This is a genomic window from Mesorhizobium sp. GbtcB19 (assembly GCF_019091085.1).
Taxonomy (GTDB): Bacteria; Pseudomonadota; Alphaproteobacteria; order Rhizobiales; family Rhizobiaceae; genus Mesorhizobium.
This window is the reverse complement of the sequence record NZ_JAGXJY010000001.1, coordinates 50,170-73,900: the sequence shown is the minus strand read 5'-3', so window position 1 is coordinate 73,900 and position 23,731 is coordinate 50,170. Positions and strand designations below refer to the sequence as shown.

Below are 23,731 nucleotides of genomic sequence, written 5' to 3'. Positions count from 1 at the left end.
CGTTCTAGTCCGCGCCTTCCTCGGGATCGATGGCCGAGGATTCGTTGGCCACGACCTCGATTTCCTGATTCTGGCCGGCGACGACCGTGAAATCCTTCTGATAGATTCGGTCGCGGTTCTTGGCGATGATGGTGTACTGGCCTTCGGCCAGCACCATCGAGGCGAAGGCGCCGACCGCTTCCTTGATCGGATCGCCGCTCTCGTTGAGCAGCGACCAGGAGGTGTCGGCGATGGCTTCGCCGCCGGGCTCGCGCACCAGCTTCATCGTCATCTCGGCGGCGCGGTGCTCGACGGTCGCCTCCGTCAGCTTGCCGGCCTCGACGCGGATGTCGGAGCGGATCACGGCGTTGACCGCGCCATAGGTCGAGACGACATGATAGGTGCCGGCGTTCAACCGAACCACCGTGTTCGGCGCGACGTCGGGGGCGATCAGCGCGCGGTCGCCATTGGTAGCGGCATGGTCTTCATAGATCGAGAAGCGCAGTTTCTTCGACTGGATCGGCGCGCCGCCCGATGTCACCGCGTCGAGCTTGAGGCCACCGGCGTCGAGCACCAGGCTTTCGCGCCTGGCGTCCTTGCCGACGGTGATGCGCTTGGTGGCGCCGGCGCGTCCATAGGAGGCGTGGACGAGATAGCTGCCGGGGTCGAGCTGGAAGACCGCCGTGCCGCCATGGGCGGACGCCACCATCGGAAGCTTGCCGTCGCTGGCCGGCTGAGGCTTGAACACCCGCCAGACAATGCCGCGGGTAATGTCGGCGCCCTTGTCGGTCAGCTGGGCCGACAGGGTGATGGCGCCGCCATTGCCAAGCGCCAACGGCGCTCCGGTCTTCGGCGTCGCGTAACTCGAAATGCCTGGAAGCTTGAGGTCGCCGACATCGTTGGCGTTCTGGGCCAGCGCGAAGGAAACCGGCACCGCGAACAACGCAGCGACGAGTGCGATCACGAAAAGGCGCAGTGTCCCCTCAAACATGCCTTGCGTTGAAGCCCAAGCCGGTGGCAATTTCAAGGCTTAAGAGTTCGAGGCCTTGCGCCGGCGGCTCTTTATCCGGCGCAATGCGCTACCCGCCCAAGCCGCCCGACCTCCCGATGGCGTGCTTCAGCTCAAAATTGAATGCTAGGAGACTTGCGCCCATGGCGTCGCCAATCATCGACTTCCTGCTTACCCGCAATTCCGCGCCGATCCCCGACCTCAAGGAGCCGGCGCCGGGCGATGCCGAAATCGCGACGATGATCGCGGCGGCCTCGCGCGTTCCCGACCATGGCAGGCTCGAACCCTGGCGTTTCATCCTTTATCGCGGCGAGGCGCGTATCGAGATCGGCAAGAAGCTGGCGGCACTAGCCGAACAGCGCGAGGGACCGCTGCCGGAAGGCCGGCGCAACCAGGAACTGGCGCGCTTCTCGCGCGCGCCGCTGGTGATCGGCGTCGTGTCGGTGCCGAGGGAGAGCCCGAAGATCCCGCAATGGGAGATGTTCCTGTCGGGCGGCATGGCGGCCATGAACCTGATGATCGCGGCCAACGCGCTGGGCTATGGCACCAACATGATCAGCAACTGGTATTCCGACGTTCCGGAGGGCAGGGCGGTCCTGGGGCTTTCGCCACAGGAGCGCGTCGTCGGCTTCGTCCATATCGGCTCCTACCAGGGCCCAGCGCCAGAGCGGCCGAGGCCCGATCCGGCGAAGCTCTATGCCGACTATGCAGGTCCCTGGGTCGGATAGCCGTGTTCTACGAGCCGTCCAAGGGGCATGGCCTGCCGCATGATCCGTCGAAGGCTATCGTGGCGCCGCGGCCAATCGGCTGGATCTCGACCATCGATGGGGAGGGCAAGGTAAACCTCGCTCCCTATTCTTTCTTCAACGCGCTTTCGACACGCCCCTTCATCGTCTGGTTTTCATCGGAAGGCGAGAAGGACACTGCCGCGATCGCAGCGCAAACGGGCGAGTTCGTCGCCAATCTCGTCAGCCGCGAGCTGGCGGAAAAGATGAACCGTACCGCGGTCGACGCGCCGCGCGGCGTCAGCGAATTCGGCTACGCCGGTCTCACCATGGCGCCGTCGCGCCTGGTTGCGCCGCCGCGTGTGGCCGAGGCACCCGCGGCTCTGGAGTGCAAGGTGACGGAAATCCTGCGCCCGCGGGCACTGGACGGCAGCGAGACCGGCGCTGTCGTCGTGGCCGGCGAGGTCGTCGGCGTGCATATCGACGACGACTTTCTCAGGGGCGGCCTTTTCGACATCGTCAAAGCCGGCAATGTCGGCCGTCTCGGCTATATGGACTACGCCAGCGTCAACGAGATCTTTTCGATGCGGCGGCCGCGCTGGGGGCGGGATTAGAGCGCCGTGCCGTCATGACGGCGCGCACATAACCGGGCTCGCCGATCCGGATGCTGCCGTCGGCAAGCCCCAGAATGCGGTCGAGCGCGATCTCGTAGAGCCTGACGCGCCTCTCCAGGGCTTCTATGGCCATGTCCATATCCAACTCGCTGCCGCCGACAATGGCCTTGGCGACAACGTCATGCGTGGCCATGCCGAACTGCATGACGATGTCGGCGACGCCTTCCGGATCGAAGGTGCGGAATGTTCCGTCCGCCACGCCTTGCTTGATGATTGCGACCAGTAAGGGCGAAAAGGCCGCGCTTGCCGCCAGGTTGATGCGGTGGAACAGCACCAGGTTTTCCGGCCGGAACATTGTCTCGAACAGCGCCCAGGCTTCCGCCGCGGTCTCGACCTTGGCCTGCCGTGATTTCGCGAGCAGGGCGTTGAGGCGTCCAAGCGGATCGAGCGCCGGATCGGCGAACACATCCTGAACGCCGGCCAGCGCCTGCCTGGCGAAGCGCTCGGCCAGTGCCTCCAGAAGGGCCTCCTTGGAAGGGAAGTAGTGATAGAAGGCGCCTTTCGAGATGCCGGCCGCCGCGATGACATCATTGAGGCTCGCTCTGTCGTAGCCATGCGTCAGGAACAGCGCCTGGGCATGGTCCAGCAGTTCCTCGCGCCTGAGTTCCGGATGCTTGATGATGCGGGGCATGGCGAAACCTTGTGCATATGGCGGCCGTTCTCGTCCAGAGGCCGATGCGATTGCGCTTGAGAATAGACCGTCGGTCGGTATAATAGACCACTGGTCGGATTCGGCCAATAGGGACGGCACGGAAGGTTGGTCATGATATCGAGATTGGTTTTCCAGACATTCATATGGTTCGGCGTCATGGGCGCGCTGATGTTTCTGTCGGCCGGCACGCTGCGGTGGAGCGGAGCCTGGGTGTACATAGTCGTGATGGTCGGACTGAGCCTTACCATGGGCGTGGCACTGGCCCGGCGCGATCCAGGCCTGATGAATGAACGCCTCCGCCCGCCGATCCAGAAGACCCAGACAGCGGCCGACAAGATCGTGCTGAGCATATTGCTGCTCAGCATCTTCGCCTGGCTGGTGCTGATGGGGCTCGACTTCCGTTTCGGCTGGTCGGCAGCTCCCGTCTGGGTGCAGGCGATCGGCATGCTGGTCCTGCTCGTCGGCATCTGGATTTGCTATCTCACGATGCTGGAAAACAGCTTCGCGGCGCCTGTCGTGAAGATCCAGGACGAGCGTGGCCAGAAGGTGATCACCACCGGTCCATACGGTTATGTCCGCCACCCCATGTATGCCGGCGCCATACTCTATTTCGCCGGCACGGCGCTGCTGCTTGGCTCCTGGTGGGGACTGGCGTCGGTCCTCGCCTTCATCGTGCTGCTCGCCATCCGCACCTTCATCGAGGAAAAGACCTTGAGGACCGGCCTGCGCGGCTATGACGATTACGCCGCGCGCGTCCGTTACAAACTGATCCCGATGGTCTGGTAGCGGCTCAGGCAGGAGCCTTGGCCGCCTTGGCGCGGGCGAGCAGGCGCTCGGCCAGCCGCAGATGCGGCCGGTCGTACATCTTGCCGCCGATGCCGACGACACCCGGGTTTCCCGCCGCCGCGAAGGCATCGACGATCGCCTGCGATCGCTCGACGGCTTCGGCGGATGGCGAGAAAGCGGCGTTGATGACCGGCACCTGCGCCGGATGGATTGCCATCTTGCCGGTGAAGCCGTCCCGCTCAGCCTCTCTGCACTCGGCTTCGAAACCGGCCATGTCGCGGAAATCGGGAAAGACGGTGTCGATGGCGGCGACTTCGGCCGCGCCGGCCGCCAGAATGGTCATGGCACGCGCCAGGCGAAACACGTCGGTGTAGCGGCCGTTCCCGTCGCGGGCCGCGCGCGCGCCGATCGCCGCCGACAAATCCTCAGCACCCCAGGTGAGGCCGGTGAGCCTTGCGCTTGCTCCGGCATAGCTTGCCGCCGCCAGCACGCCCGCCGCCGTTTCGGTGATGATCGGCAGGATTTTCACGCCGCCGTCCGGCAGCCCGCTTTCGGCTTCATGCACCCGAAGCTTCGCCGCCAGTTGCTGGACGTCCTGCCCGCTGTTCGACTTCGGCAGCATGATGCCGTCGGGCTTCACCGGGACAAGTGCGGCTAGATCGTCGTCGGTCAAGCCGGTGGAAAGGTCGTTGACCCGCACATAGATGACCGAACCCGTCCGGCGGCTTCGGCTCGATATGAAATCGGCCGCGGTCGCACGCGCCGCAACCTTGTTGGCGGCGGCGACGGAATCTTCGAGATCGACGATGACCACGTCGGCGCCGGCCGCAAATCCCTTTTCCAGCTTCCGCTCGGAATCGCCGGGCACGAACAGCAGCGAGCGCATCAGGAAACCTTCTTCAGCATCATCGCCTGCCTGGTGCATTTGGCGACAAGAACGTCGTTTTGATTGTAGGCGCGGTGCTCGAACTCGACGATGCCGCGATCGTGTTTCGATTTGGACTCGCGCACGGAGACCACCGTCGTCTCGACCCGGATGGTGTCGCCGTGAAAGACCGGATGCGGGAAGATCGTTTCCTTCATGCCGAGATTGGCGACGGTGGTGCCGACGGTGATGTCGTTCACCGAAATGCCGATCATCAGGCCGAGCGTGAACAGCGAGTTGACCAGCGGCTTGCCCCATTCGGTTTTCGCGGCGAAGTCGAAATCGATGTGCAGAGGCTGCGGGTTCAGCGTCATCACCGAAAACAGCATGTTGTCGCTTTCGGTCACGGTCTTGCGCAGCGTGTGGCGAAAGACATGGCCGACGACAAACTCTTCCAGATAAAGCCCGGCCATGGTCGATCTCCTGCAAATGTCCCTGTTTGATAGGCGTTGGTCGCGGCGCCATCAAGCCGGTTAAGAAACATGGTGAACCGTTCGTAAACCATTTCCGGCCTACCGTTCACAACGGGGCCGGGACCATTCCGGCAAGGGCGTAGCTGGTTGGTATGGTTGTTTCGCACTTTCTAAAATGGATTGATACGGCAAGGGTTTCCGAGCGCGCCGCGGCCGCGAGCGCGCTGGCGCGCGCCTATATCAATTCCGATCTGCCGTTCGAGGATCGCTGCGCCGCCGAGGCGGCGCTGACGCTGCTTTTGGACGATGCTTCCTCCAAGGTGCGCCAGGCGCTCGCGGAAGCGCTGTCGATGAGCCATCACGCGCCGCCGCAGGTGATCAGCGCCCTGGCCTCCGACCAGCCGGAAGTGGCGGCGCTGGTGCTGGCGCGTTCGCCACTGCTTACCGATGCCGATCTCGTCGAGCGTGTCGCCTGCGGCCAGAAGGCGACACAGAAGCTGATCGCCAACCGCCCGGTCGTCTCGATGTCGCTGGCGGCGGCGATCGCCGAGATCGGCGAGCCGGAAGCCTGTGCCACGCTGGTCGGCAACAGCGGCGCCGAGATCGCTTCGCTGAGCTTCCGCCGCATGGCCGAGCGGCATGGCCATCTGCCGCTGGTGCGCGAGGCGCTGATTGCCGACCGGCGCCTGCCGGCCGACTGCCGGCACATGCTGCTGGTCAAGCTCGGCGAGAGCCTGAAAGGGTCGCCGCTGGTGCTGGCCATGATGGGCGCCGCGCGCGCCGATCGCGTGATGCGCGACGCCTGCGTGAAGGCCTCGGTGACGCTGATCGAAGGCACGCGCATGGAAGAGCATGCCGCGCTGATCGAGCATCTGAGACTGCGCGGCGACCTCACCGCCGGCTTCATCATCCGCACCATCGCGCATGGCAAGGTCGACTTCTTCGGCTCGACATTGGTGGCGCTCGCCCGACAGTCCGAGCAGCGGGTGACGGCACTTCTGGCCGGCGGGCACGACGTGGCGCTGCAGGCGCTGTTCCGCAGCGCCGGACTTGCGCCGGCCACGCACGCCATCATCCTGCGCGCGCTCAAGATCTGGCGCGAGGTCGCCAATGGCCGGCGTGTCGCCGGCGTGCAGGAAGTGAGCTGGCTGATGCTGAAGGAACTCGGCGGCCAATCCGCCGAGGGCGATCTTGCCGGGCTGGTCAAGTCGATCCATCTCGACGCCTTGCGCGAAAACGCGCGCGGGCATGCGCTGGCGATTGCTGCCGCCTAATCCACGCGTCAGGTCTCAACCGAGCTCCTGGGCGAGTCCGATGAGAAGCCCTTCGGGCCCGCGGATGTAGCAGAGCCGATACGCGTCCTTGTACTGAACGACTTCGCCGACGAGTTCGGCGCCACGCTTGCGGAGCCTCTCAAGTGTCCCGTCGATATCGTCCACGGCGAACATGACACGGAGGTAGCCCAGAGCGTTCACCGGGGCGGTGCGGTGATCCGCGACGACAGGCGGCCTGATGAAACGGGACAGTTCGAGCCGGCCGTGGCCGTCCGGCATGCGCATCATGGCAATCTCGACGTGCTGATCGCCCAGTCCAGTGACGCGTCCGGCCCATTCTCCTTCGATCGTGGCTCGCCCTTCGAGTTCGAGGCCGAGCTCAAGAAAGAAATCAATCGTCGCACCGAGATCATCGACGACGATTCCTATGTTGTCCATCCGTTTGAGTGCCATGTGTCCACCCTACAAAGTGGCGTCTGGTCTAACAAGGAACGATCCTGGATACGGCACGGGCCTGAACCTCGACATGCCTTGAGCTGTTTCTAAGTGCGACCCTTTGCAAAGAAATCCGGATAATCTTCCATCGCCGCGGCGATGATGCGCAGCGAGGCGGCGATCTGCAGCATTTCGAGCCGGTCGCTGCGTTTGGCGATGCTGGCCGCATATTGACGCGCCACCGAGATGGTCGCGGTCTGCGGCTCGCCAGGTCGCCTAAACAGCAATTCGCGGGCCAGGCCGCGCAGGAAATTGCCGATGGACTCGACCGTTTCATGCGGCACGGCGGAGTTCAGCTGCGCGTGGCGTAGCCTGAGCACCTCCAATCCAACGGTGACCGCTGCGATGCTGCCGCCAAGGATGGGGTCGCCCTTGCGGCCCGTCTGCTGCACCTGCGGCATAAGCTGGTTGATCCGGTCATAAGCGAGGCTTTCGAAGGCCGAGCGCCGGGGAATGCGCTCATGCAGGCAAAGCCGCGCCAGGTCCTCGCGCATCGCCTGCGAGATGCGCTCGACAGTGACCCAGGGATCGGCGGGCAGCACGACGATGAAGACGCCGATGGCGATCAGGATGCCGACCAGGATCGAGGCCGATCCGGCGAAGAACGGTCCGGGATCGTAGATCATCTGCTGATGCGGGCTGAGGAAGGCGAGGAAGTTGATGGCGAAAGCGGTGGCGACGCCGACATGGCGCGGATTGGCCATGCCGAGCGCCGCCGGCACCAGGATCGGCACGACGAAGAGCGTGAACCAGCCGAAGCCGGGCAGCGCCGGCAGCGCGACCTGGCCGACGAGGAACGCGAAGGGCAGCGCGATCAGCGTGCCGGTGAAGAAACCCCAGGCGGACTGCACGGGGTCGGGGCGCGCCGCGAACAGACTGGAGACGACGGCGACGAGGATGACGGTGCCGGCCGCTTCCGACCATTTGGTCGTCAACCAGAAGATCGCCACCAGCAAGGTGGCCAGCGCGGCGCGCACGGCATTGCGCCACGCGGCCTGGTAATCGCGGTGGACGACCAGCGCCGGCTGGCCGCGCTCGCTCGATTTGCGGGAAACGGGCGAGCGCAGCGCGTCCAGCCCACGCATGACTTGCTTCAGCGCCTCTGCGAAATCGCCGGCAATGGTCAGTCGGGTGATGGTGCCGACCTTGTCTTCACCGGTAGCGTTGGGGCCAGTAGCGTCGGGCAACTCGGGCATCTCCCTGGCCTTGCCCGCGATCGCGTCGAGCCGGGCGACCCAGGGGCCCGTGTCGTCGAGCGCGCCAGGTGTCGCCGCCAGTTCGCCGACGAAATTTTTCAGATCCCGGCGCATCGGGATCAGCGCCGCATTCTTCGGCGCGCGATGGCTGTGCAGCGCGCGTGCCGCCGAGAGCGCCCACAGAAGCTGACCGATCGTGCGCCGCACCGGATGGGCGCGGGTGGCGAAGCTCGGCGCTTCAAGCCGCGCATAAGTGCGCATCTCGGCGAGCGTCTGGGCGTCGCTGATCAGCTTGCGCTGCAGCGCGGCAAGATTTGCCGGATCGCCGCCGGAAAAGGCGCCCGACGCATATTCGGCGAGGTCGAGGATGCTGCGCTTCAGCCTCGAAATGATGGCGTCGGCCGCGAGCTTCGGCAGGATCAGCCGGCTGGTGACGCCGGCGCAGACGATGCCAAGCACAATCTCGGCGCAACGCGCGATCGCCAAGTCGACGACGATATGCGGCTGTCCGAGCGCCGGCAGGGCGATGATCATCGCCGTATAGCCGGCAAGGGCGGCGCCGTAGGCTTCCGGGTTGCGCAGCAGTGATGAGACGAGCGTGCAGACGCCGATCCACAAGGCCAGGATTGTGACCAAGAGCCAGGGATTGGTGCAGAAAACCAATGTGATGCCGACCGCGGCAAGGCCACCCGCCAACGTGCCGATCAGCCGGTAAAAACCCTTTGCCAGCACCATGCCGGCCACCGGCTGCGCGACGATGAACACCGTCATCATCGCCCATTGCGGATGGTCGAGTTTCAGCGCGTAGGCGACGAGCAGCGCGATCAGCCCGGCCGAAACCGTGCGGAGCGCAAAGATCCAGTCGGAACGGGTCGGCCGCGTCAGACCGCTGAGCGGGGTCTCGACAAGCTCTTTCAGACGCGTCCAGGTCACAATCGTCTCCGTACCGGAGCCTGTTATGGACCAGTCCGCGTTCAGATATCCAGCACGTCCGTCTCGGCGAATTCGGCGCGCTCCTGGATGAAGCGGAAGCGGGCCTCGGGCTTGGTGCCCATCAGCGCGTCGACGGCATCCTTGGTGGACTGCTCGGCATCGATCACGTCGACCCTGAGAAGCGTGCGCTTCTTCGGATCCATCGTCGTCTCCTTGAGCTGCGAGGCCATCATCTCGCCCAGGCCCTTGAAGCGGCCGATCTCGACCTTGCCGCGCCCGGTGAATTCGGTGCGCAGCAACTCGTCCTTGTGAGCGTCGTCGCGGGCGTAGCCGACCTTGCCGCCCTGCCGGATCGAATAGAGCGGCGGCACGGCCATGTAGAGATGGCCGCCGCGGATCAGGTTGGGCATCTCCTGGTAGAAGAAGGTGATCAACAGCGAAGCGATATGCGCGCCGTCGACGTCGGCGTCGGTCATGATGATCACACGATCGTAGCGCAGGTCTTCGTCGCGGTATTTCGAGCGCGTGCCGCAGCCGAGCGCCTGGATCAGGTCGGAGATTTGCTGGTTGGCGGCAAGTTTGTCGTTGCCGGCGCTGGCGACGTTGAGGATCTTGCCGCGCAGCGGCAGCACCGCCTGGCTGGCGCGGTCGCGCGCCTGCTTGGCCGAGCCGCCGGCCGAGTCGCCCTCGACGATGAAGATCTCGGCGCCCGCGGCGGCGTTCTGCGTGCAATCCGCCAGCTTGCCCGGAAGGCGCAGCTTGCGCACCGCGCTCTTGCGCGAGACTTCCTTTTCCTGGCGGCGGCGCACGCGCTCGTCGGCGCGCGCGATCACCCACTCCAAGAGCTTCGAGGCTTCCTGCGGATTGTCGGCCAGCCAGTGATCGAATGGATCGCGGATGGCGTTTTCGACGATGCGCATCGCCTCGATGGTCGCCAGCCTGTCCTTGGTCTGGCCGACGAACTCCGGTTCGCGGATGAACACCGACAGCATGCCGGCGGCCGAGATCATCACGTCCTCGGTGGTGATGATCGAGGCGCGCTTGTTGCCGATCAGGTCGGCGTAGGCGCGCAGCCCGCGCGCCAGCACGTTGCGGAAGCCGGCCTCATGCGTGCCGCCTTCGGGGGTCGGGATGGTGTTGCAGTAAGAATTGAGGAACCCGTCGCCGCCGAACCAGGTCACGGCCCATTCCAGGGAACCGTGGCCGCCCTGCTTGTCGCTCTTTCCGGCGAAAACCTCGCGCGTGACCTGGAACTCGTCGCCCAGCGTCGCCTTGAGATAGTCCTTGAGGCCGCCAGGAAAATGGAACTCGGCCTTGGCCGGCGTCTGGTCCTTTTCCTTGATCAGCGACGGATCGCAGGTCCAGCGGATCTCGACGCCGCCGAACAGATAGGCCTTCGAACGCGTCATGCGGTAAAGGCGCGCCGGCTCGAAGGCCGCACCCTTGCCGAAGATCTGCTCGTCGGGGTGGAAGCGCGTCCTGGTGCCGCGGCGGTTGTGGACTTCGCCGAGATGCTCGAGACCGCTCACCGGAACGCCGCGGGAAAAACGCTGGCGGTAGAGCTGGCGGCCGCGCGCGACCTCGACCTCGAGGTGGTCGGACAGCGCGTTCACGACGGAGACGCCGACGCCGTGCAGGCCGCCGGAGGTCTCATAGACCTTGGAGTCGAACTTGCCGCCCGAATGCAGCGTCGTCATGATGACTTCGAGCGCCGGCTTCTTGAATTTCGGATGCGGATCGACCGGAATGCCGCGGCCATTGTCGGTGACGGTCAGGAAGCCGTCGGCGGAGAGTTCGACGTCGATGAAGGTGGCATGGCCGGCCACCGCCTCGTCCATCGAATTGTCGATGACCTCGGCGAACAGGTGATGCATCGCCTTGTCGTCGGTGCCGCCGATATACATGCCTGGACGCCGGCGCACCGGCTCTAGCCCCTCCAGCACCTCGATGTCGGCGGCGCTGTAGCCTTCGCTGCCGTCGCGGACGGCGGTCGAACGCTTCGCTGCCTGCACGAGCGGATCGGCGGGGCGCGAGGGCGCGCGCACCGGCTGTGCAGGCTTTTCCATCTTGCCGAAGAGGTCGTTGCTGTCGTCCATGCTGGGCCTAGCGTCCGGTAATGCGAATCACGTCTCGATACTGCCACGCTTTTGGCGGGCGAACGAGTTCCTGTTCCGTTCAGGGATCAAACTGTCTCTTATTCTAAAACCATTCGATAACCAAGCCGGCCGAAATAGGGCGGTCCGCGCGGCGCGGCGTTCCTTATTCTTTAACATTAATGCCTAGCGTGAGGCCCAACCAACAAAAGACCACGGGCGTCAGGGATTTCATCGTGCGGGGCAGAGCCATAACCATGATCGGTATCGCAGCCGTCTTCGGCGCGATCTCGATCTTTGCGGCGGACTTCTGGGTCAAGAGCCAGGCAAAGGCTCAGCCCGAGGTCAAGGTCGTCACGGTCGAAGCGCCGCAGCAGCCTAAGGTCGAGTTCAAGACCATCGTCGTGGCTCAAGCGCCGCTGCGCTACGGCATGGAGCTCGGACGAGCGCAACTGGCCGAGATCCCGTGGCCGCAGGATTCGCTGCCGCAAGGCGCCTTCCCGACGATCGACAAGCTGCTGGCCGACGGCAGCCGGGTCGTGCTGTCGCCGATCGAGGTCAACGAACCGGTGCTGCTGACCAAATTGTCGGGACCGAACGGTCGCGCCACCCTTTCCAACATGCTGTCGCCTGGAATGCGGGCCGTCACCATCCGCACCGATGAGATCGCCGGCGTCGGCGGCTTCGTCACGCCGGGAGACCGGGTCGACGTCGTGCTGACGCGTGACGCGGGAGAGATCCAGGAAGTCTCGAAGAATGCGCAGGGCGCGGCCGGCTCGACGGTCACGTCCGAGATCGTCGTCTCCGACGCCAAGGTGCTTTCGGTCGGGCAGGGCGCGGACGAGCGCAAGACCGAGCCGCAGGTCGCCAATTCCGTGACCCTCGAGGTGACCAACGAAGGCGCGCAGAAAGTGGCGCTTGCCCGCACCGTCGGCACCCTGTCGCTGTCGCTGCGCTCCGCAGCCGATGCCAGCGCCAGCAAGAGCGGGCTGACCACCATTTCGTCCTTCGGCGGTTCGGTTGCCGCAAGCGCTGAGGCGAGCGCCGCCTCGCTCGTCAATGCGGTGACGAAGGAGCCGGAGGGGCCGAAATTCAAGACGGTGATCGTGACGCGCGGTGAAAAGGTCGAGGAATACAAGGTTCCTTCACGGGAACCGCCGCAGGAACTGCAGCAATAGCCGGTGGGGACCGGCGGGGACAGGGCAAGATGTTCGGGCTTCATACATTTCGGACGACCGGAGGATGGCGCCTTCTTGGCGTGATCGCGCTGGCGGTTGCAATGCTCGGCGTTACCGCGTCGGCGAAGGCGGACAACGACGTCGTCTACGTCTCGGCGAACAAGAACGCCTCGATTAAGGTCGCCAAGGGCAAGCCGAAGACGATCATGACGAGCGCCGCCTTCTACCAGATCGTCATCGGCGATCCGGAGATCGCCAACGTCAACCCGCTGACCGACAAGTCCTTCTACGTGCTCGGCAACAATCTGGGCACCACGGGTATCGCCCTGTTCGACCAGAACAAGCAGCTTGTCGGCACCATCGACATCGAGGTGACGCTGGACACCGACCAACTGGCAAGCACCATCCGCGCCAGCGTGCCCGACGCCAAGATCAAGGTCGGTTCGGCAAACGGCCGCGTCGTGCTGTCGGGCGAGGCAGACGATGCGGTCGCCGCCGACAAGGCCAGCAAGATCGCATCGCGCTTTTCCGGCAACGAGGAAGTGATCAACTCGGTCAACATCTCGTCGTCGCAGCAGGTGCAGCTCAACGTCCGCTTCGTCGAAATCAACCGCCAGGCCGGTCAGGATCTCGGCGCCAAATACGCTGCCAATTTCGCCTATGGCATCGGCAACCGCAAAGTTGTGCTGAACCCGGACGGGGGGAGCCTGACGGGGGCCGGAACCGGTGAGATCATCGGCAGCCTGCTGTCGAACGGCGTTTCGATCGACATCGCCATCAAGGCGCTGGAAGAACGCGGTCTGGCACGGCGGCTTGCCGAGCCGAACCTGATTGCGCGCTCGGGCCAAACGGCGAGCTTCCTCGCCGGCGGCGAGTTCCCGATCCCGGTTTCCGAAGACAACGGCAAGATCAGCGTCACCTACAAGAAGTACGGCGTCGGCCTCGATTTCACGCCGACGGTGCTGAAGGACGGGCTGGTCAGCCTCGACATCGCGCCGGAAGTCTCGTCGATCGACCCGTCCGCCTCGATCCAGGTCAGCAGCGGCATTTCCATCCCGGCCTTCATCGTGCGCCGCGCCAGGACATCGGTCGACCTGAAGAACGGCCAGAGCTTCATGATCGCCGGCCTGCTGCAGTCGCAGAACGACATCACGACGTCGCGGGTGCCGGGGATAGGCAAGCTGCCGGTGCTCGGTCCGCTGTTTTCCTCGAAATCCTATCAGCGGCGCGAGACCGACCTGGTGATCATCGTCACCCCTTACCTGGTCAAGCCGGTCGATCCGTCGAAGAAGATGGTCGAACCGACCGATGGCACGCAGCCGCCAAGTTCCGCCGACTATTTCCTCAACAACAGTGAGGAAGTCGACGCCTCGGCGCCGAAGCGTCCGGTGGCACTGGCCGACGGCAGCACCGCCCGCCCCGTGGCCGCCACCATATCCGGCCATTTCCTCGACCTGCCAAAGGACTAAAGCCATGCGTGCACCGCTTTGCATCGCTCTGCTCGTGGCCGGCTTCGTCAGCGGCTGCACCAGCGACGACTATACACGGACCGAAGGGGTGACGCTGGCGGCTGGCAACGCGCAGGCGTCCAACACCGCCATGCAGATGGTCGATCCCTGGAAATACGGCGTCCAGAACACCAGGCTGCTGGTGCCGGCCCAGCGCCCGGGTCAGGAGAGCGCCGCCGTTGGTGCCAAGGCCGGCTCCGGGTCGGCGCCGCCGCCGACATCCGCATCAACGACATCGAACTGATCGGCTGACGACGATGGCATCTGGCACCAAGACCAAGAAGATCCTGCTTGTTTCGACGGACAGGGCGTTCCTGCAGGACACGCGGACGGCTTTCGCGGCTTCCGAGATCATCGAGCTCCTGACGCTGGAAAAGAGCGTCAACGAACTGCGCGGCGAGGTCCTCGAGGCGGATTTCGGCACCGTCATCGTCGACATGGATGCGGCGAAGCTCGAAGAGATCGAGTCGCTGCAGCGCGTCATGCGGCGGCTGGAAGGCAGCGTTCCGGTGGTCGTCGTGACCCAGGAATTCAACGCGGCGGCGGTACGCATCCTGGTGCAGCTCAAGGTCGCCGATTTCCTGGTCAAGCCGATCACCACGGCCGACCTCGTGCGTTCCGTGATCCGCGCGCTGCAAGGGCCGGGACGGGAGGAGAACACAGAATCGCATATCTATACGTTCATGCCGGCGGCTGGCGGCGTCGGCACCACGACGCTTGCCCTGCAGACAGCCTTCCAACTGCATCACTCGGTGACGCGCGGCGCCTCGACGTGCGTGGTCGACCTCAATTTCCAGCAGGGCGCCTGCGCCGAATATCTCGATCTCGAACCGCGCTTCGACATCACCGAAATCGAGAACCAGCCGGAGCGCCTCGACCGGCAACTGCTCGACGTGATGCTGTCCAAGCATGCGAGCGGGCTGTGCGTGCTTGCCGCGCCGACGCGCCCTTCGGACATGCGCTCGTTCAAGACCGATGTGGTGGTGCGCATGCTCGACCTCGTGGCGGCCTATTTCGACAATGTCGTCATCGACATGCCGCGCACCTGGTTCCCCTGGACCGAGACGGTGCTGCTCGGTTCCAACAAGCTCTATATCGTCGCCGAGATGACGGTGCCTTGCCTGCGCCACACGCAGCGTCTCATCCAGGCCGTCTATGAGACCGCCGGCAAGGAAGTGAAGCCCAACGTCATCGTCAACCGCTTCGAGCAGAAGATGTTCGACAGCGGCATCAAGCAGGCCGATGTCCAGGACATATTGGGCGAGCATTTCGTCGGCGGCATCTCCAACAACTACCGGCTGGTGCGCGAGGCCGTCGACCGCGGCGTGCCGCTGCACGCCATCGACCCCAACGCCAATGTCGTCAACGACCTGAAGAAGATCATCCTGCCGGAAGAGGCCGTCCAGACGGCGGTCAAGTCGAAGTCGCTGTTCGGCCTGGGCAAGGGCTTGCTGAAGAGGAAGGCAGGATGAACAGCCGCTTTTCCAACCTGCAGAGCCGCGACGCGCGTCCGCTGCGGGCGCCGGAACCCACACCCGTCGTCCACAATGCGGTGGTCATCCCGACGACCCGCAAGCCGGCGCCGCCGAAGCCTGAAGCCCAGCCTGTAAAAAGCGCCAACAAGGTGCTCGATGCGCGCGTGCGTATCCATCGCATGCTGCTCGAAGAGATCAACCTCGTGGCGCTCGAGCGGCTGCCCAAGGACGAGATGAGGCGCCAGGTTTATGAATTCGTGTCGGAAAAGACGCGCGAGGAGCGGATGGCGATCAACAACGCCGAGCTCGACGCGCTTGTCGACGACATCGTCGACGAGATGGTCGGCCTCGGACCGCTCGAGCCGCTGCTCAAGGACCCTGAAATCAACGACATTCTGATCAACGGCCACCAGAACTGCTTCGTCGAAAAACGCGGCAAGCTGCAGCAGGTCCACATCCCGTTCAAGGATGAGGCGCATCTGCTTCGGATCATTAATAAAATCGTCGCGGCTGTCGGCCGGCGCGTCGATGAATCGCAGCCGATGGTCGACGCCCGCATGCTCGACGGCTCGCGCTTCAACGCGGCGATCCGCCCGGTCGGCGTCGATGGGCCGCTGGTGTCGATCCGAAAGTTCTCGAAGAACAAGCTCGGCCTGCACAAGCTTGTCGAATTCGGCGCCATCACCCAGAACATGGCCGAGGTGCTGGCGGCGGCGGTGCATGCCCGCAAGACCACGATCATCTCCGGCGGCACCGGCACCGGCAAGACGACGATGCTCAACGCGCTGTCGGCGTTCATCCCCGAGGATGAGCGTTTGATCACCATCGAGGACGCGGCCGAGCTGCAATTGCAGCAGCCGCATGTCGCGCGCATGGAAACGCGTCCGGCCAACATCGAAGGCCACGGCGAATTGAAGCAGCGCGACCTGGTCAAGAATGCGCTGCGCATGCGTCCGGACCGCGTCATCCTCGGCGAGTGCCGCGGCGAGGAAGCCTTCGACATGCTGCAGGCGATGAACACCGGCCATGAAGGCTCGATGGCCACCATCCACGCCAACACGCCGCGCGACGCCATCTCGCGCCTGGAACAGATGCTCGGCATGACCGGCATGCCGATGACGGTGCAGTCGATCCGCAGCCAGATCTCAAGTGCCATCGACATCATCGTCCAGCTGACGCGCCTTTCCGACGGCAAGCGCAAGGTGACCAGCGTCGCCGAGGTGACCGGCATGGAAGGCGACGTCATCCAGATGCAGGAGATATTCCGCTTCGTGCGCACCGGCATGGAGGCGGACGGCAGGATCCTCGGTCACTTCGAGGCGACCGGCATCCGTCCGCGCTTCCTCGAGGACCTGCGCAATATGGGCATCGAATTTCCGGGCAGGTATTTCGAACCCGGCCGGCCGCAGGACTAGGCCGGTGTTCGAGGGATTCAGCCCGGTCTATGTCGTCTACGCGGCGGCGGCGCTCACCGGCATCATGATCGCCGAAGGCTGCTACCTGCTCTATGCCGGGCGCAGCGACAAACGTACCGCGATCAACCGCCGCATGAAGCTCGCCGAGAACAAGATCAGCCAGGAGCAGGTGCTGATCCAGCTGCGCAAGGAGCGCGGCATCGACGGCAGCAGCTCGTTCTTTTCCCTCGACCGCTTCCGCGCCTTGCGCACGCAGTCCGGCATGACAACGCCGCTGCCGAAGTTCCTGATGATCACTTCGGGTGTGGCCGCGGCATTGGCGCTGCTGGCAATCTGGAAGGGCTTGCCGCCGTTGTTCGGCCTTGGCCTGTTCGTCGTGTTGTTGCCGGTGCTGCCCGTGATGGTCATGCGCTTCTGGCGCAAGCGCCGTCACAAACGGTTCGGGATGCAGCTGCCCGAGGCGCTGGAACTGATCACGCGCGGCCTGAAGGCCGGCCATCCGGTGCCGGTGGCCATCGCCATGGTGTCGCGCGAAATGGCCGACCCGATCGGCACCGAGTTCGGCGTCATCGCCGACGAGGTGACCTATGGCTCCGACCTGGTCTCGGCACTGAACAATCTGTTCGACCGGGTGGGGCATGAGGATCTGCCGCTGTTCGTTACCGCGGTGTCGATCCAGAGCAGTTCGGGCGGCAATCTGCGCGAGATCCTCGACGGCCTGTCAGCGACGATCCGCGACCGCGGCAAGCTGCGCCGCAAGGTGCGCGCCATTTCGACGGAAGGGCGCATGTCGGCCTACATCCTGACCGCGGTGCCGGTGCTTCTGTTCACCGCCATCATGGTGCTGATGCCGCAGTTCTACCAGGATGTCTGGGACGTGCCGAAGACCTGGTACATGCTGGGCGGCTCCATCATCTGGCTGCTGCTCGGCAACGCCATCATGTTCAAGATGTCGAATTTCAGGTTCTGAGATGGAAGACATCATCCGCTTCCTCGCTTCGCTCGCGCCGACCTCGCTGGTGCCGGTTGCCGTGCTGCTTTTGGTGCTGGGCGGCGGCGCCGTCGCCTGGCCGCTGGTGCTCGCCAAGGGCGATCGCGGCGAGGTCAAGCGCCGGCTGAAGGTCGAGGTGATGCAGCCGGCCGAGCAGGTCGAGGCCGCGCCCAAGAAGAACGCCAATGCCGTGCGCGAAAAGGCGGTGAAGCGGGCGCAGGAATTCTACGCCAAGAGCGACCCGGAAAACGTCGCGCGGCTGCGCCTGAAGCTCATCCAGGCCGGCTATATGGAGCCGCGCGCCGTCGGCACGTTCTTCCTGATCCGTTTCGCCGCCCTGGTCGGCGGAGCGCTTGGCGCGTTCCTGATCAACCATTGGGCGGCAAGCGCCGAGTCGACCATGACCAGCCGCTGGACCTTCATCATCCTGTCGGGCGCCGGCGGCTATTTCCTGCCGGGCCTGGTGCTGACGCAGAAGGTGCGGGAAAAGATGCGGGAATACCGCAACGGCTTTCCCGACTTCATGGACCTGATGATCGTCTGCTCCGATGCCGGCATGAGTATGGAGGCCGGCATCGAGCGCGTCTCCAAGGAGCTTTCCCGCACCTATCCCTCGCTCAGCCAGAACCTTATCCTGGTGTCGCTGGAATTGCGGGCCGGCCGCAGCCTCGACGATGCGCTGAAAGCGCTCGCCGACCGCCTCAGCCTCGATGAGGTGCGGTCCTTCGCGACATTGCTGCAGCAATCCAAGGAACTCGGCACCAGCCTGTCCGGCTCGCTGCGCGTCTTCTCTGACGAAATGCGGCACAAGCGCATGTCGCTGGCCGAGGAGAAGGCGCACGCCTTGCCGGCCAAGATGTCGGTACCGGTGACGGTCTGCATCCTGCCGGTGGTGCTGATGATCGCGATCATTCCGATCATCGTGAAGCTGACGGCGCACCACTGAGGTGTGGCGATATTCAAGCTCCGCCTGACCTGAAGCTGAACCCACCTTAACGGTCGCTGGGGGCTGGTTAACGCATCCTTGGCGCGGAACCAAATTTTAGCTGCATTTCGGCACCGAAGGTTAATCGCTCTTCTGTATGGTCTTTCCCTGAAGAACGACCCGGCAAATCGGGCGATGGGGCAGGGGCATGCGTCAGAGACTTCCCAGGGCAGCGGCGGCATTGGCGGCCGTCTTGATGATTACCGGCTGCACGACGAACAACAACGTCGACACGACCAAGACCACGGCGATCCAGCCGGTGGCCAAGGACGTTAGCGCCAACGATCTCGTCGAAGGCAAGGCACAGTTCCGCGAAGCTAATTTCGGCCTTGCCGAACAGCATTTCCGCAAGGCGGTCGAACTCAAATCCGACAATGCCGAAGCCTGGATGGGGCTTGCCGCATCCTATGACGAACTCGGCCGTTTCGACTTCGCCGATCGCGCCTATGCGCAGCTGTTGAAGGTCGCCGGACGCAAGCCGCAGATCGTCAACAATATGGGTTACTCGCAGCTCCTGCGCGGCAACAAGAAAAAGGCGCGCGCCCTGCTGCTCGAGGCCAGGGCCGGCATGGCCGATCCGACGGTGGTCAACGCCAATCTGGCGCTCCTGAACAAGAGCTAGGGCTTATCGGGCTTGGATTGAATCGCTCTGGTAGAATTCACCCGCCACGGTCGAACGCCGTTTCTGCGAAACGGGACAGGTTCCACTCCGTTTGTCGATTGGCGAAAGCGACAGGGCGGAGTTTCCGGCGGGCCGACGCCCGCTTGTCAGCCGGTTACCAAGTGTACAACATCGGAAGAATGCCGTTTTCGCGCGGATCGCTCGAGCTTGTGGGAGAAGAACTGTCTCAATATAAACCAAAAATTTCTAGTCTTCCTGTCTGCCAGATGCAGTAGTGGATGCTTTGTAAACCTTGTCGGAAGGTTGGGTCGAAAGATTAGCTGAAAACGGTATCAGCGGGCCGCCGTTAACCTAGAATGCAGCGTAACTGACGACTCCCAAAAGGCTGCGGCTCAACAATGTTGGATTTTAGTTCGCTCCTGCTCGCGGCGGCGCTGTCGGGCACATGCCTCAGCATCACTATGCTAGCGATCTGGTTCACTGCTCCGCGCGCGCGCTTCGTGCTCACCGTCGCCTGCGGCATCCTCGTGCTCGTCGCTCATGTCGTCGCGTTCTGGCGCTATACCAAGGATGCCGACCCCTGGCTGTGCCAGGCAGTGCTGGCACTGCTGACCCTGGGTTTCCTGGTGATCTGCCTGTCGGCCATGCAGTATCTCGGTTTTCGCGACTACCGCCGCGCCGTCGTGCCGACGCTGGCCGCGATGGCCGCCTGCGCGATGGTCACTTATCTCGGCTTCGACGGCATCGGCTTCCAGATCACCTACGCTTCCGTGACGGCGCTGCTCGCGGCGATCGGAGCGATGTTCTGGATGAAAGGCGATCACGACCGCCGCATCCTGCTCGTCGTTTCGTTCCTGAGCGGCGCCTGCGGCCTGTCCTTCGCGCTGTGCTGCATGGCGCTGCTCGTCAAGGGGCAATGGGTGCTTGGCGCCGCGCCCGACAATTGGGCGGAACGGTTGAACTCCGTCGTCGCGGTCGCCTGCATGACGGGCCTCGGCGCGCTGACGCTTTCGCTGCACCATCTGCAGGCGCAGATCGAGCTCAAGGCGGAGACGATGACCGATCCGCTGACCGGCCTGATGAACCGCAGGGCGCTCAACGAGCTCTACGGCGATCGCAGCTTCGGCCCGTTCATGGCGATCGCCATGTTCGATCTCGACCATTTCAAAATGACCAACGACGTCTTCGGCCATCCCGTCGGCGACCAGGTCCTTTGCCGCTTCGCCGCGGTGATCAAGAAATACGGCAGGACGGGGGTCGACGCCTTCCGGTTGGGCGGCGAGGAATTCGCGCTCGTCATGACGCGTATCACGCCCGAGAAGGCGCATGACCTGGCAAGCCGGCTCGGCGTCGCTTTCGGCACCGAGATCGTTCCCACCCAGCGCGGCCCGCTGCGCAGCAGCGTCAGCGGCGGCATGGGTTTCGGCTCGGCCGCGGGCCGCCCGCTGGACGAGGTGCTGGCGCAAGCCGACGCGGCGCTTTATGCGGCCAAGCGTGCCGGGCGCAACCGCGTCATTGCCCGGGACGAAGCGGACCAGCCCGATTCCGGGCCGGTCCTGAAGACTGCCTGAAAGGCCCGCGCGGCTATTCGGCGGCGCCGAGATATTCAGACAGCGGCGGGCACGAACAGACCAGGTTGCGGTCGCCGGCGACATTGTCGATGCGCGACACCGGCGGCCAGTATTTCGCCGCCAGATCGGCGTCACCCGCCGGATAGGCCGCCTCCAGCCGCGAATAGGGATGGGTCCACGCGCCCGCCAGCGCTTCAGCCGCGGTGTGCGGGGCGTTGACCAGCGGGTTGTCGTTGGACGGCCATTCGCCTTTTGCCACTTTCGCCGCTTCGCCGGCGATGGCGATCATCGCCTCGCAGAAGCGGTCGAGCTCGCGCTTGGGCTCGGACTCGGTCGGCTCAACCATCAGCGTGCCGGCAACCGGGAACGACATGGTCGGCGCGTGAAAACCGTAGTCGATCAGGCGCTTGGCGATGTCGTCGACGCTGATGCCGGCGCTTTCCTTGAGCACGCGGGTGTCGAGGATGCATTCATGCGCGATGCGGTCGCTCCGACCCTTGTAGAGGAGCGGGAAATACGGCGCGAGCCGCGTCGCCACGTAATTGGCCGAAACGATCGCCGTCTCGGTCGCCTGCTTCAGGCCGGAGCCGCCCATCATGCGGATATACATCCAGGTGATCGGCAGGATGGAGGCGCTGCCGAAGGGTGCCGCCGCCACGGCATGCGCCGAGCCTTCGGTGACATGACCCGGCAGATAGGGCTTCAGATGCGCCCTGACGCCGATCGGACCGACGCCCGGGCCGCCGCCGCCATGCGGGATGCAGAAGGTCTTGTGCAGATTCATGTGGCAGACGTCGGCGCCGATATCGCCGGGGCGGGCGAGGCCGACCAGGGCGTTGAGGTTGGCGCCGTCGAAATAGACCTGGCCGCCATGCTCGTGGATCAGCGCGCAGAGATGGCGCGCGCCTTCCTCATAGACGCCATGCGTCGAAGGATAGGTGAACATCAGCGCGGCAAGGTTTTTCGAATGCTCGTTGGCCTTGGCGCGCAGATCGTCCATATCGATGTTGCCGTCGTCCAGGCATTTCACCACGACGACGCTCATGCCCGCCATCGCGGCACTCGCCGGATTGGTGCCATGCGCGGAGGACGGGATCAGGCAAACGGTGCGGTGGCCTTCGCCGCGCGCACGGTGATAGGCGCGGATGGCAAGCAGGCCGGCATATTCGCCCTGGCTGCCGGCATTGGGCTGCAGGCTGACGGCGTCGAAGCCGGTGATCTCCGACAGCCAGGCCTCCAGGTCGCCGGCCATCTTACGATAGCCTTGTGAATGGCCGGCCGGCGCGAAGGGGTGCAGATTGGCGACGCTAGGCCAGCTCACCGGCATCATCTCGGCGGCGGCATTGAGCTTCATGGTGCAGGATCCGAGCGGGATCATGGTGCGGTCGAGCGCCAGGTCCTTGTCGGCGAGACGGCGCAGGAAGCGCATCATCTCGGTCTCGGAACGGTTCTCGTGGAAGACCGGCTGCGTCAGGAATGCCTTGCCGCGCGGCTTGCCGGGCATCGAGAGCCCCTCAATGCCGGGCTTGGCGCCGAAGAGGCCGGCGATGGCCTCGAGATCGGCCTCGGTGGAGGTCTCGTCGAAGGCGATACCGACATGGTCGGCATCGATGACGCGCAGCAGCCGGCCGGTCTTCTCGGCGGCCTGCGCGAGCGAAGCGGCCTTGCCCTTCGCCTCGACTGTGACCGTATCGAAGCGGCTCGCGCCGAGCACGGTAATGCCCGCGGCCTTGAGGCCGGAAGCAAGGCGGTCGGCCAACCCATGGATTTGCCCGGCGATCGCCTGCAGGCCGGCGGGGCCGTGCCAGATCGCATAGGCCGTCGCCATGTTGGCCAGCAGCGCCTGCGCCGTGCAGATGTTGGAGGTGGCCTTGTCACGGCGGATGTGCTGCTCGCGCGTCTGCAGCGCCAGCCGGTAGCCGGGGCGACCCTTGGTGTCGGTCGACTGACCGACAAGGCGGCCGGGCATCAGACGGGTCAGCTTGTCGGAAACGGCGCAATAGGCGGCGTGCGGGCCGCCGAAACCCATCGGCACGCCGAAGCGCTGCATCGGGCCGACGGCGATGTCGGCGCCGAGCGCTGCCGGCGCATCGGTCAGCGTGAGCGCCAGGGGGTCCGCGATGAAGATGACAAGCGCGCCGGCGGCGCGGGCCTTCTCGATCGCCGCCTTGTGGTCGCCATAAACGCCAAAAGTGTCCGGCCAGGAGACGAGCAGGGCTGCGGTGTTGTCGTCGATCGTCTCACCGTCCACCTCGGTGCCGAGCGGCTCGGCGCGGGTGCGCACGACATCCAGCGTCTGCGGATGCGGCGTGCCGGCAAGCGCCACCTTGGTGCGCTTGTCGCGGTGGTGGCGGAGCGCAATGCCGACGGCTTCGGCAACGGCGGTGGCTTCATCGAGCAGCGAGGCCGAAGCCACCGGCAGGCCGGTGAGCTCGGCAACCAAAGTCTGGAAGTTGAACAGCATTTCCAGCCGGCCCTGGCTGATTTCGGCCTGGTAGGGCGTATAGGCGGTATACCAGGCCGGATTCTCGAACAGGTTGCGTTGGATGACCGGCGGCACGAAGACGCCATGATAGCCGGCGCCGATGAAGCTCTTCAGCACCGTGTTCTTCGCCATGATCGCCGACAATTCGGCCAGCGCCTCGGCTTCGCTCGCCGGGGCGGGCAGGTTGAGCGGCTGGTCGAGGCGGATCGATCTCGGCACGGCCTGGCTGATCAGCGTCTCGACGGATGGCACGCCGATGGTGGCGAGCATTGCCCTGACGTCGCTGACGCCGGGACCGATGTGGCGGGCCGAAAAGGGAGTAAGTGCTGCGGTCATTTCCAAAATCC

Annotated in this window: 21 protein-coding genes; 13 read left to right on the top strand and 8 right to left on the bottom strand. The window is 64.6% G+C overall.

The features are described from left to right. Positions 1-4: 4 nt before the first annotated feature. Positions 5-970, bottom strand: coding sequence for a hypothetical protein (locus KVT37_RS00335; protein ID WP_217568544.1), 966 nt, complete (start codon positions 968-970; stop codon positions 5-7). Positions 971-1,131: 161 nt separating this feature from the next. On the opposite strand from KVT37_RS00335, the gene KVT37_RS00330 reads away from it, so the two are divergent. Both KVT37_RS00330 and KVT37_RS00325 read left to right on the top strand, forming a co-directional pair. Next, entirely contained in the window at positions 1,132-1,716 is a 585-nt protein-coding gene (locus KVT37_RS00330) for a nitroreductase (RefSeq protein ID WP_217568542.1), read from the top strand. Between the two features lie 2 nt (positions 1,717-1,718). Further along, on the top strand, positions 1,719-2,327 hold the full coding sequence (locus KVT37_RS00325) for a flavin reductase family protein (protein WP_217568540.1): 609 nt from the start codon (positions 1,719-1,721) through the stop codon (positions 2,325-2,327). Here KVT37_RS00325 and KVT37_RS00320 read toward each other — a convergent pair. Then, positions 2,281-3,018: a TetR/AcrR family transcriptional regulator gene (locus KVT37_RS00320; protein WP_217568538.1), complete on the bottom strand. Its 738-nt coding sequence runs from the start codon at positions 3,016-3,018 to the stop codon at positions 2,281-2,283. The genes KVT37_RS00325 and KVT37_RS00320 overlap by 47 nt on opposite strands. A 132-nt stretch (positions 3,019-3,150) precedes the next feature. Here KVT37_RS00320 and KVT37_RS00315 point away from each other — a divergent pair, with 132 nt between their 5' ends. Continuing rightward, complete coding sequence (locus KVT37_RS00315) at positions 3,151-3,825, top strand: isoprenylcysteine carboxylmethyltransferase family protein (RefSeq protein ID WP_217568536.1); 675 nt, start codon at positions 3,151-3,153, stop codon at positions 3,823-3,825. Positions 3,826-3,829: 4 nt separating this feature from the next. Here KVT37_RS00315 and KVT37_RS00310 read toward each other — a convergent pair whose 3' ends face one another. Then, on the bottom strand, positions 3,830-4,711 hold the full coding sequence (locus KVT37_RS00310) for a CoA ester lyase (protein ID WP_217568534.1): 882 nt from the start codon (positions 4,709-4,711) through the stop codon (positions 3,830-3,832). Beyond that, on the bottom strand, positions 4,711-5,163 hold the full coding sequence (locus KVT37_RS00305) for a MaoC family dehydratase (protein ID WP_217568532.1): 453 nt from the start codon (positions 5,161-5,163) through the stop codon (positions 4,711-4,713). Before KVT37_RS00305 ends, KVT37_RS00310 begins: the two co-directional genes overlap by 1 nt. 152 nt (positions 5,164-5,315) lie before the next feature. Here KVT37_RS00305 and KVT37_RS00300 point away from each other — a divergent pair, with 152 nt between their 5' ends. Beyond that, on the top strand, positions 5,316-6,437 hold the full coding sequence (locus KVT37_RS00300) for a DUF2336 domain-containing protein (RefSeq protein WP_217568530.1): 1,122 nt from the start codon (positions 5,316-5,318) through the stop codon (positions 6,435-6,437). 15 nt (positions 6,438-6,452) lie between these two features. On the opposite strand, the gene KVT37_RS00295 is transcribed toward KVT37_RS00300, so the two are convergent. From KVT37_RS00295 to parE, 3 genes are all read right to left on the bottom strand, one after another. Further along, a complete protein-coding gene (locus KVT37_RS00295; RefSeq protein ID WP_217568528.1) occupies positions 6,453-6,890 on the bottom strand; it encodes a VOC family protein in 438 nt (145 codons plus the stop codon). A gap of 89 nt (positions 6,891-6,979) precedes the next feature. Continuing rightward, entirely contained in the window at positions 6,980-9,061 is a 2,082-nt protein-coding gene (locus tag KVT37_RS00290) for an FUSC family protein (RefSeq protein ID WP_217568526.1), read from the bottom strand. Between the two features lie 41 nt (positions 9,062-9,102). Then, the gene (parE, locus tag KVT37_RS00285; protein WP_217568524.1) at positions 9,103-11,157 is read right to left on the bottom strand and encodes a DNA topoisomerase IV subunit B; all 2,055 of its coding nucleotides are present in this window, start codon (positions 11,155-11,157) and stop codon (positions 9,103-9,105) included. Between the two features lie 254 nt (positions 11,158-11,411). On the opposite strand from parE, the gene cpaB reads away from it, so the two are divergent. The 9 genes from cpaB to KVT37_RS00240 all read left to right on the top strand — a co-directional run bounded on the left by cpaB (position 11,412) and on the right by KVT37_RS00240 (position 20,899). Further along, positions 11,412-12,332, top strand: a complete 921-nt coding sequence (gene cpaB / locus KVT37_RS00280) for a Flp pilus assembly protein CpaB (RefSeq protein WP_217568523.1) — start codon at positions 11,412-11,414, stop codon at positions 12,330-12,332. 101 nt (positions 12,333-12,433) lie between these two features. Next, positions 12,434-13,801 carry a type II and III secretion system protein family protein gene (locus tag KVT37_RS00275; protein ID WP_254633732.1) on the top strand — a complete coding sequence of 456 codons (1,368 nt, stop codon included), beginning with the start codon at positions 12,434-12,436 and terminating at the stop codon, positions 13,799-13,801. 4 nt (positions 13,802-13,805) lie between these two features. Then, positions 13,806-14,084, top strand: coding sequence for a hypothetical protein (locus tag KVT37_RS00270; RefSeq protein WP_254633731.1), 279 nt, complete (start codon positions 13,806-13,808; stop codon positions 14,082-14,084). Between the two features lie 13 nt (positions 14,085-14,097). Further along, positions 14,098-15,312 (top strand): response regulator/pilus assembly protein, encoded by a 1,215-nt coding sequence (locus KVT37_RS00265; RefSeq protein WP_217568519.1) that lies wholly within the window; start codon positions 14,098-14,100, stop codon positions 15,310-15,312. Then, complete coding sequence (locus tag KVT37_RS00260; RefSeq protein ID WP_217568517.1) at positions 15,309-16,730, top strand: CpaF family protein; 1,422 nt, start codon at positions 15,309-15,311, stop codon at positions 16,728-16,730. The genes KVT37_RS00265 and KVT37_RS00260 overlap by 4 nt, the downstream gene beginning before the upstream one ends. 4 nt (positions 16,731-16,734) lie before the next feature. Further along, positions 16,735-17,700, top strand: coding sequence for a type II secretion system F family protein (locus KVT37_RS00255; RefSeq protein WP_217568515.1), 966 nt, complete (start codon positions 16,735-16,737; stop codon positions 17,698-17,700). Position 17,701: 1 nt separating this feature from the next. Beyond that, positions 17,702-18,667: a type II secretion system F family protein gene (locus KVT37_RS00250; protein WP_217568513.1), complete on the top strand. Its 966-nt coding sequence runs from the start codon at positions 17,702-17,704 to the stop codon at positions 18,665-18,667. 187 nt (positions 18,668-18,854) lie between these two features. Then, complete coding sequence (locus KVT37_RS00245; protein WP_217568511.1) at positions 18,855-19,328, top strand: hypothetical protein; 474 nt, start codon at positions 18,855-18,857, stop codon at positions 19,326-19,328. 398 nt (positions 19,329-19,726) lie between these two features. Next, on the top strand, positions 19,727-20,899 hold the full coding sequence (locus KVT37_RS00240) for a GGDEF domain-containing protein (RefSeq protein ID WP_217568509.1): 1,173 nt from the start codon (positions 19,727-19,729) through the stop codon (positions 20,897-20,899). 13 nt (positions 20,900-20,912) lie between these two features. Here KVT37_RS00240 and gcvP read toward each other — a convergent pair whose 3' ends face one another. Beyond that, entirely contained in the window at positions 20,913-23,720 is a 2,808-nt protein-coding gene (gene gcvP, locus KVT37_RS00235; RefSeq protein WP_217568507.1) for an aminomethyl-transferring glycine dehydrogenase, read from the bottom strand. Positions 23,721-23,731 lie beyond the last annotated feature (11 nt).

Bases quoted from the DNA above. Each gene is read 5' to 3' on its own strand.
- KVT37_RS00260 (WP_217568517.1), top strand. From the start codon at position 15,309: ATGAACAGCCGCTTTTCCAACCTGCAGAGCCGCGACGCGCGTCCGCTG.
- KVT37_RS00315 (WP_217568536.1), top strand. From the start codon at position 3,151: ATGATATCGAGATTGGTTTTCCAGACATTCATATGGTTCGGCGTCATG.
- parE (WP_217568524.1), bottom strand. From the start codon at position 11,157: ATGGACGACAGCAACGACCTCTTCGGCAAGATGGAAAAGCCTGCACAG.
- KVT37_RS00270 (WP_254633731.1), top strand. From the start codon at position 13,806: ATGCGTGCACCGCTTTGCATCGCTCTGCTCGTGGCCGGCTTCGTCAGC.
- KVT37_RS00335 (WP_217568544.1), bottom strand. From the start codon at position 970: ATGTTTGAGGGGACACTGCGCCTTTTCGTGATCGCACTCGTCGCTGCG.
- gcvP (WP_217568507.1), bottom strand. From the start codon at position 23,720: ATGACCGCAGCACTTACTCCCTTTTCGGCCCGCCACATCGGTCCCGGC.
- cpaB (WP_217568523.1), top strand. From the start codon at position 11,412: ATGATCGGTATCGCAGCCGTCTTCGGCGCGATCTCGATCTTTGCGGCG.
- KVT37_RS00240 (WP_217568509.1), top strand. From the start codon at position 19,727: ATGTTGGATTTTAGTTCGCTCCTGCTCGCGGCGGCGCTGTCGGGCACA.
- KVT37_RS00305 (WP_217568532.1), bottom strand. From the start codon at position 5,163: ATGGCCGGGCTTTATCTGGAAGAGTTTGTCGTCGGCCATGTCTTTCGC.
- KVT37_RS00330 (WP_217568542.1), top strand. From the start codon at position 1,132: ATGGCGTCGCCAATCATCGACTTCCTGCTTACCCGCAATTCCGCGCCG.
- KVT37_RS00250 (WP_217568513.1), top strand. From the start codon at position 17,702: ATGGAAGACATCATCCGCTTCCTCGCTTCGCTCGCGCCGACCTCGCTG.
- KVT37_RS00265 (WP_217568519.1), top strand. From the start codon at position 14,098: ATGGCATCTGGCACCAAGACCAAGAAGATCCTGCTTGTTTCGACGGAC.
- KVT37_RS00300 (WP_217568530.1), top strand. From the start codon at position 5,316: ATGGTTGTTTCGCACTTTCTAAAATGGATTGATACGGCAAGGGTTTCC.
- KVT37_RS00310 (WP_217568534.1), bottom strand. From the start codon at position 4,711: ATGCGCTCGCTGCTGTTCGTGCCCGGCGATTCCGAGCGGAAGCTGGAA.
- KVT37_RS00275 (WP_254633732.1), top strand. From the start codon at position 12,434: ATGCTCGGCGTTACCGCGTCGGCGAAGGCGGACAACGACGTCGTCTAC.
- KVT37_RS00245 (WP_217568511.1), top strand. From the start codon at position 18,855: ATGCGTCAGAGACTTCCCAGGGCAGCGGCGGCATTGGCGGCCGTCTTG.
- KVT37_RS00295 (WP_217568528.1), bottom strand. From the start codon at position 6,890: ATGGCACTCAAACGGATGGACAACATAGGAATCGTCGTCGATGATCTC.
- KVT37_RS00320 (WP_217568538.1), bottom strand. From the start codon at position 3,018: ATGCCCCGCATCATCAAGCATCCGGAACTCAGGCGCGAGGAACTGCTG.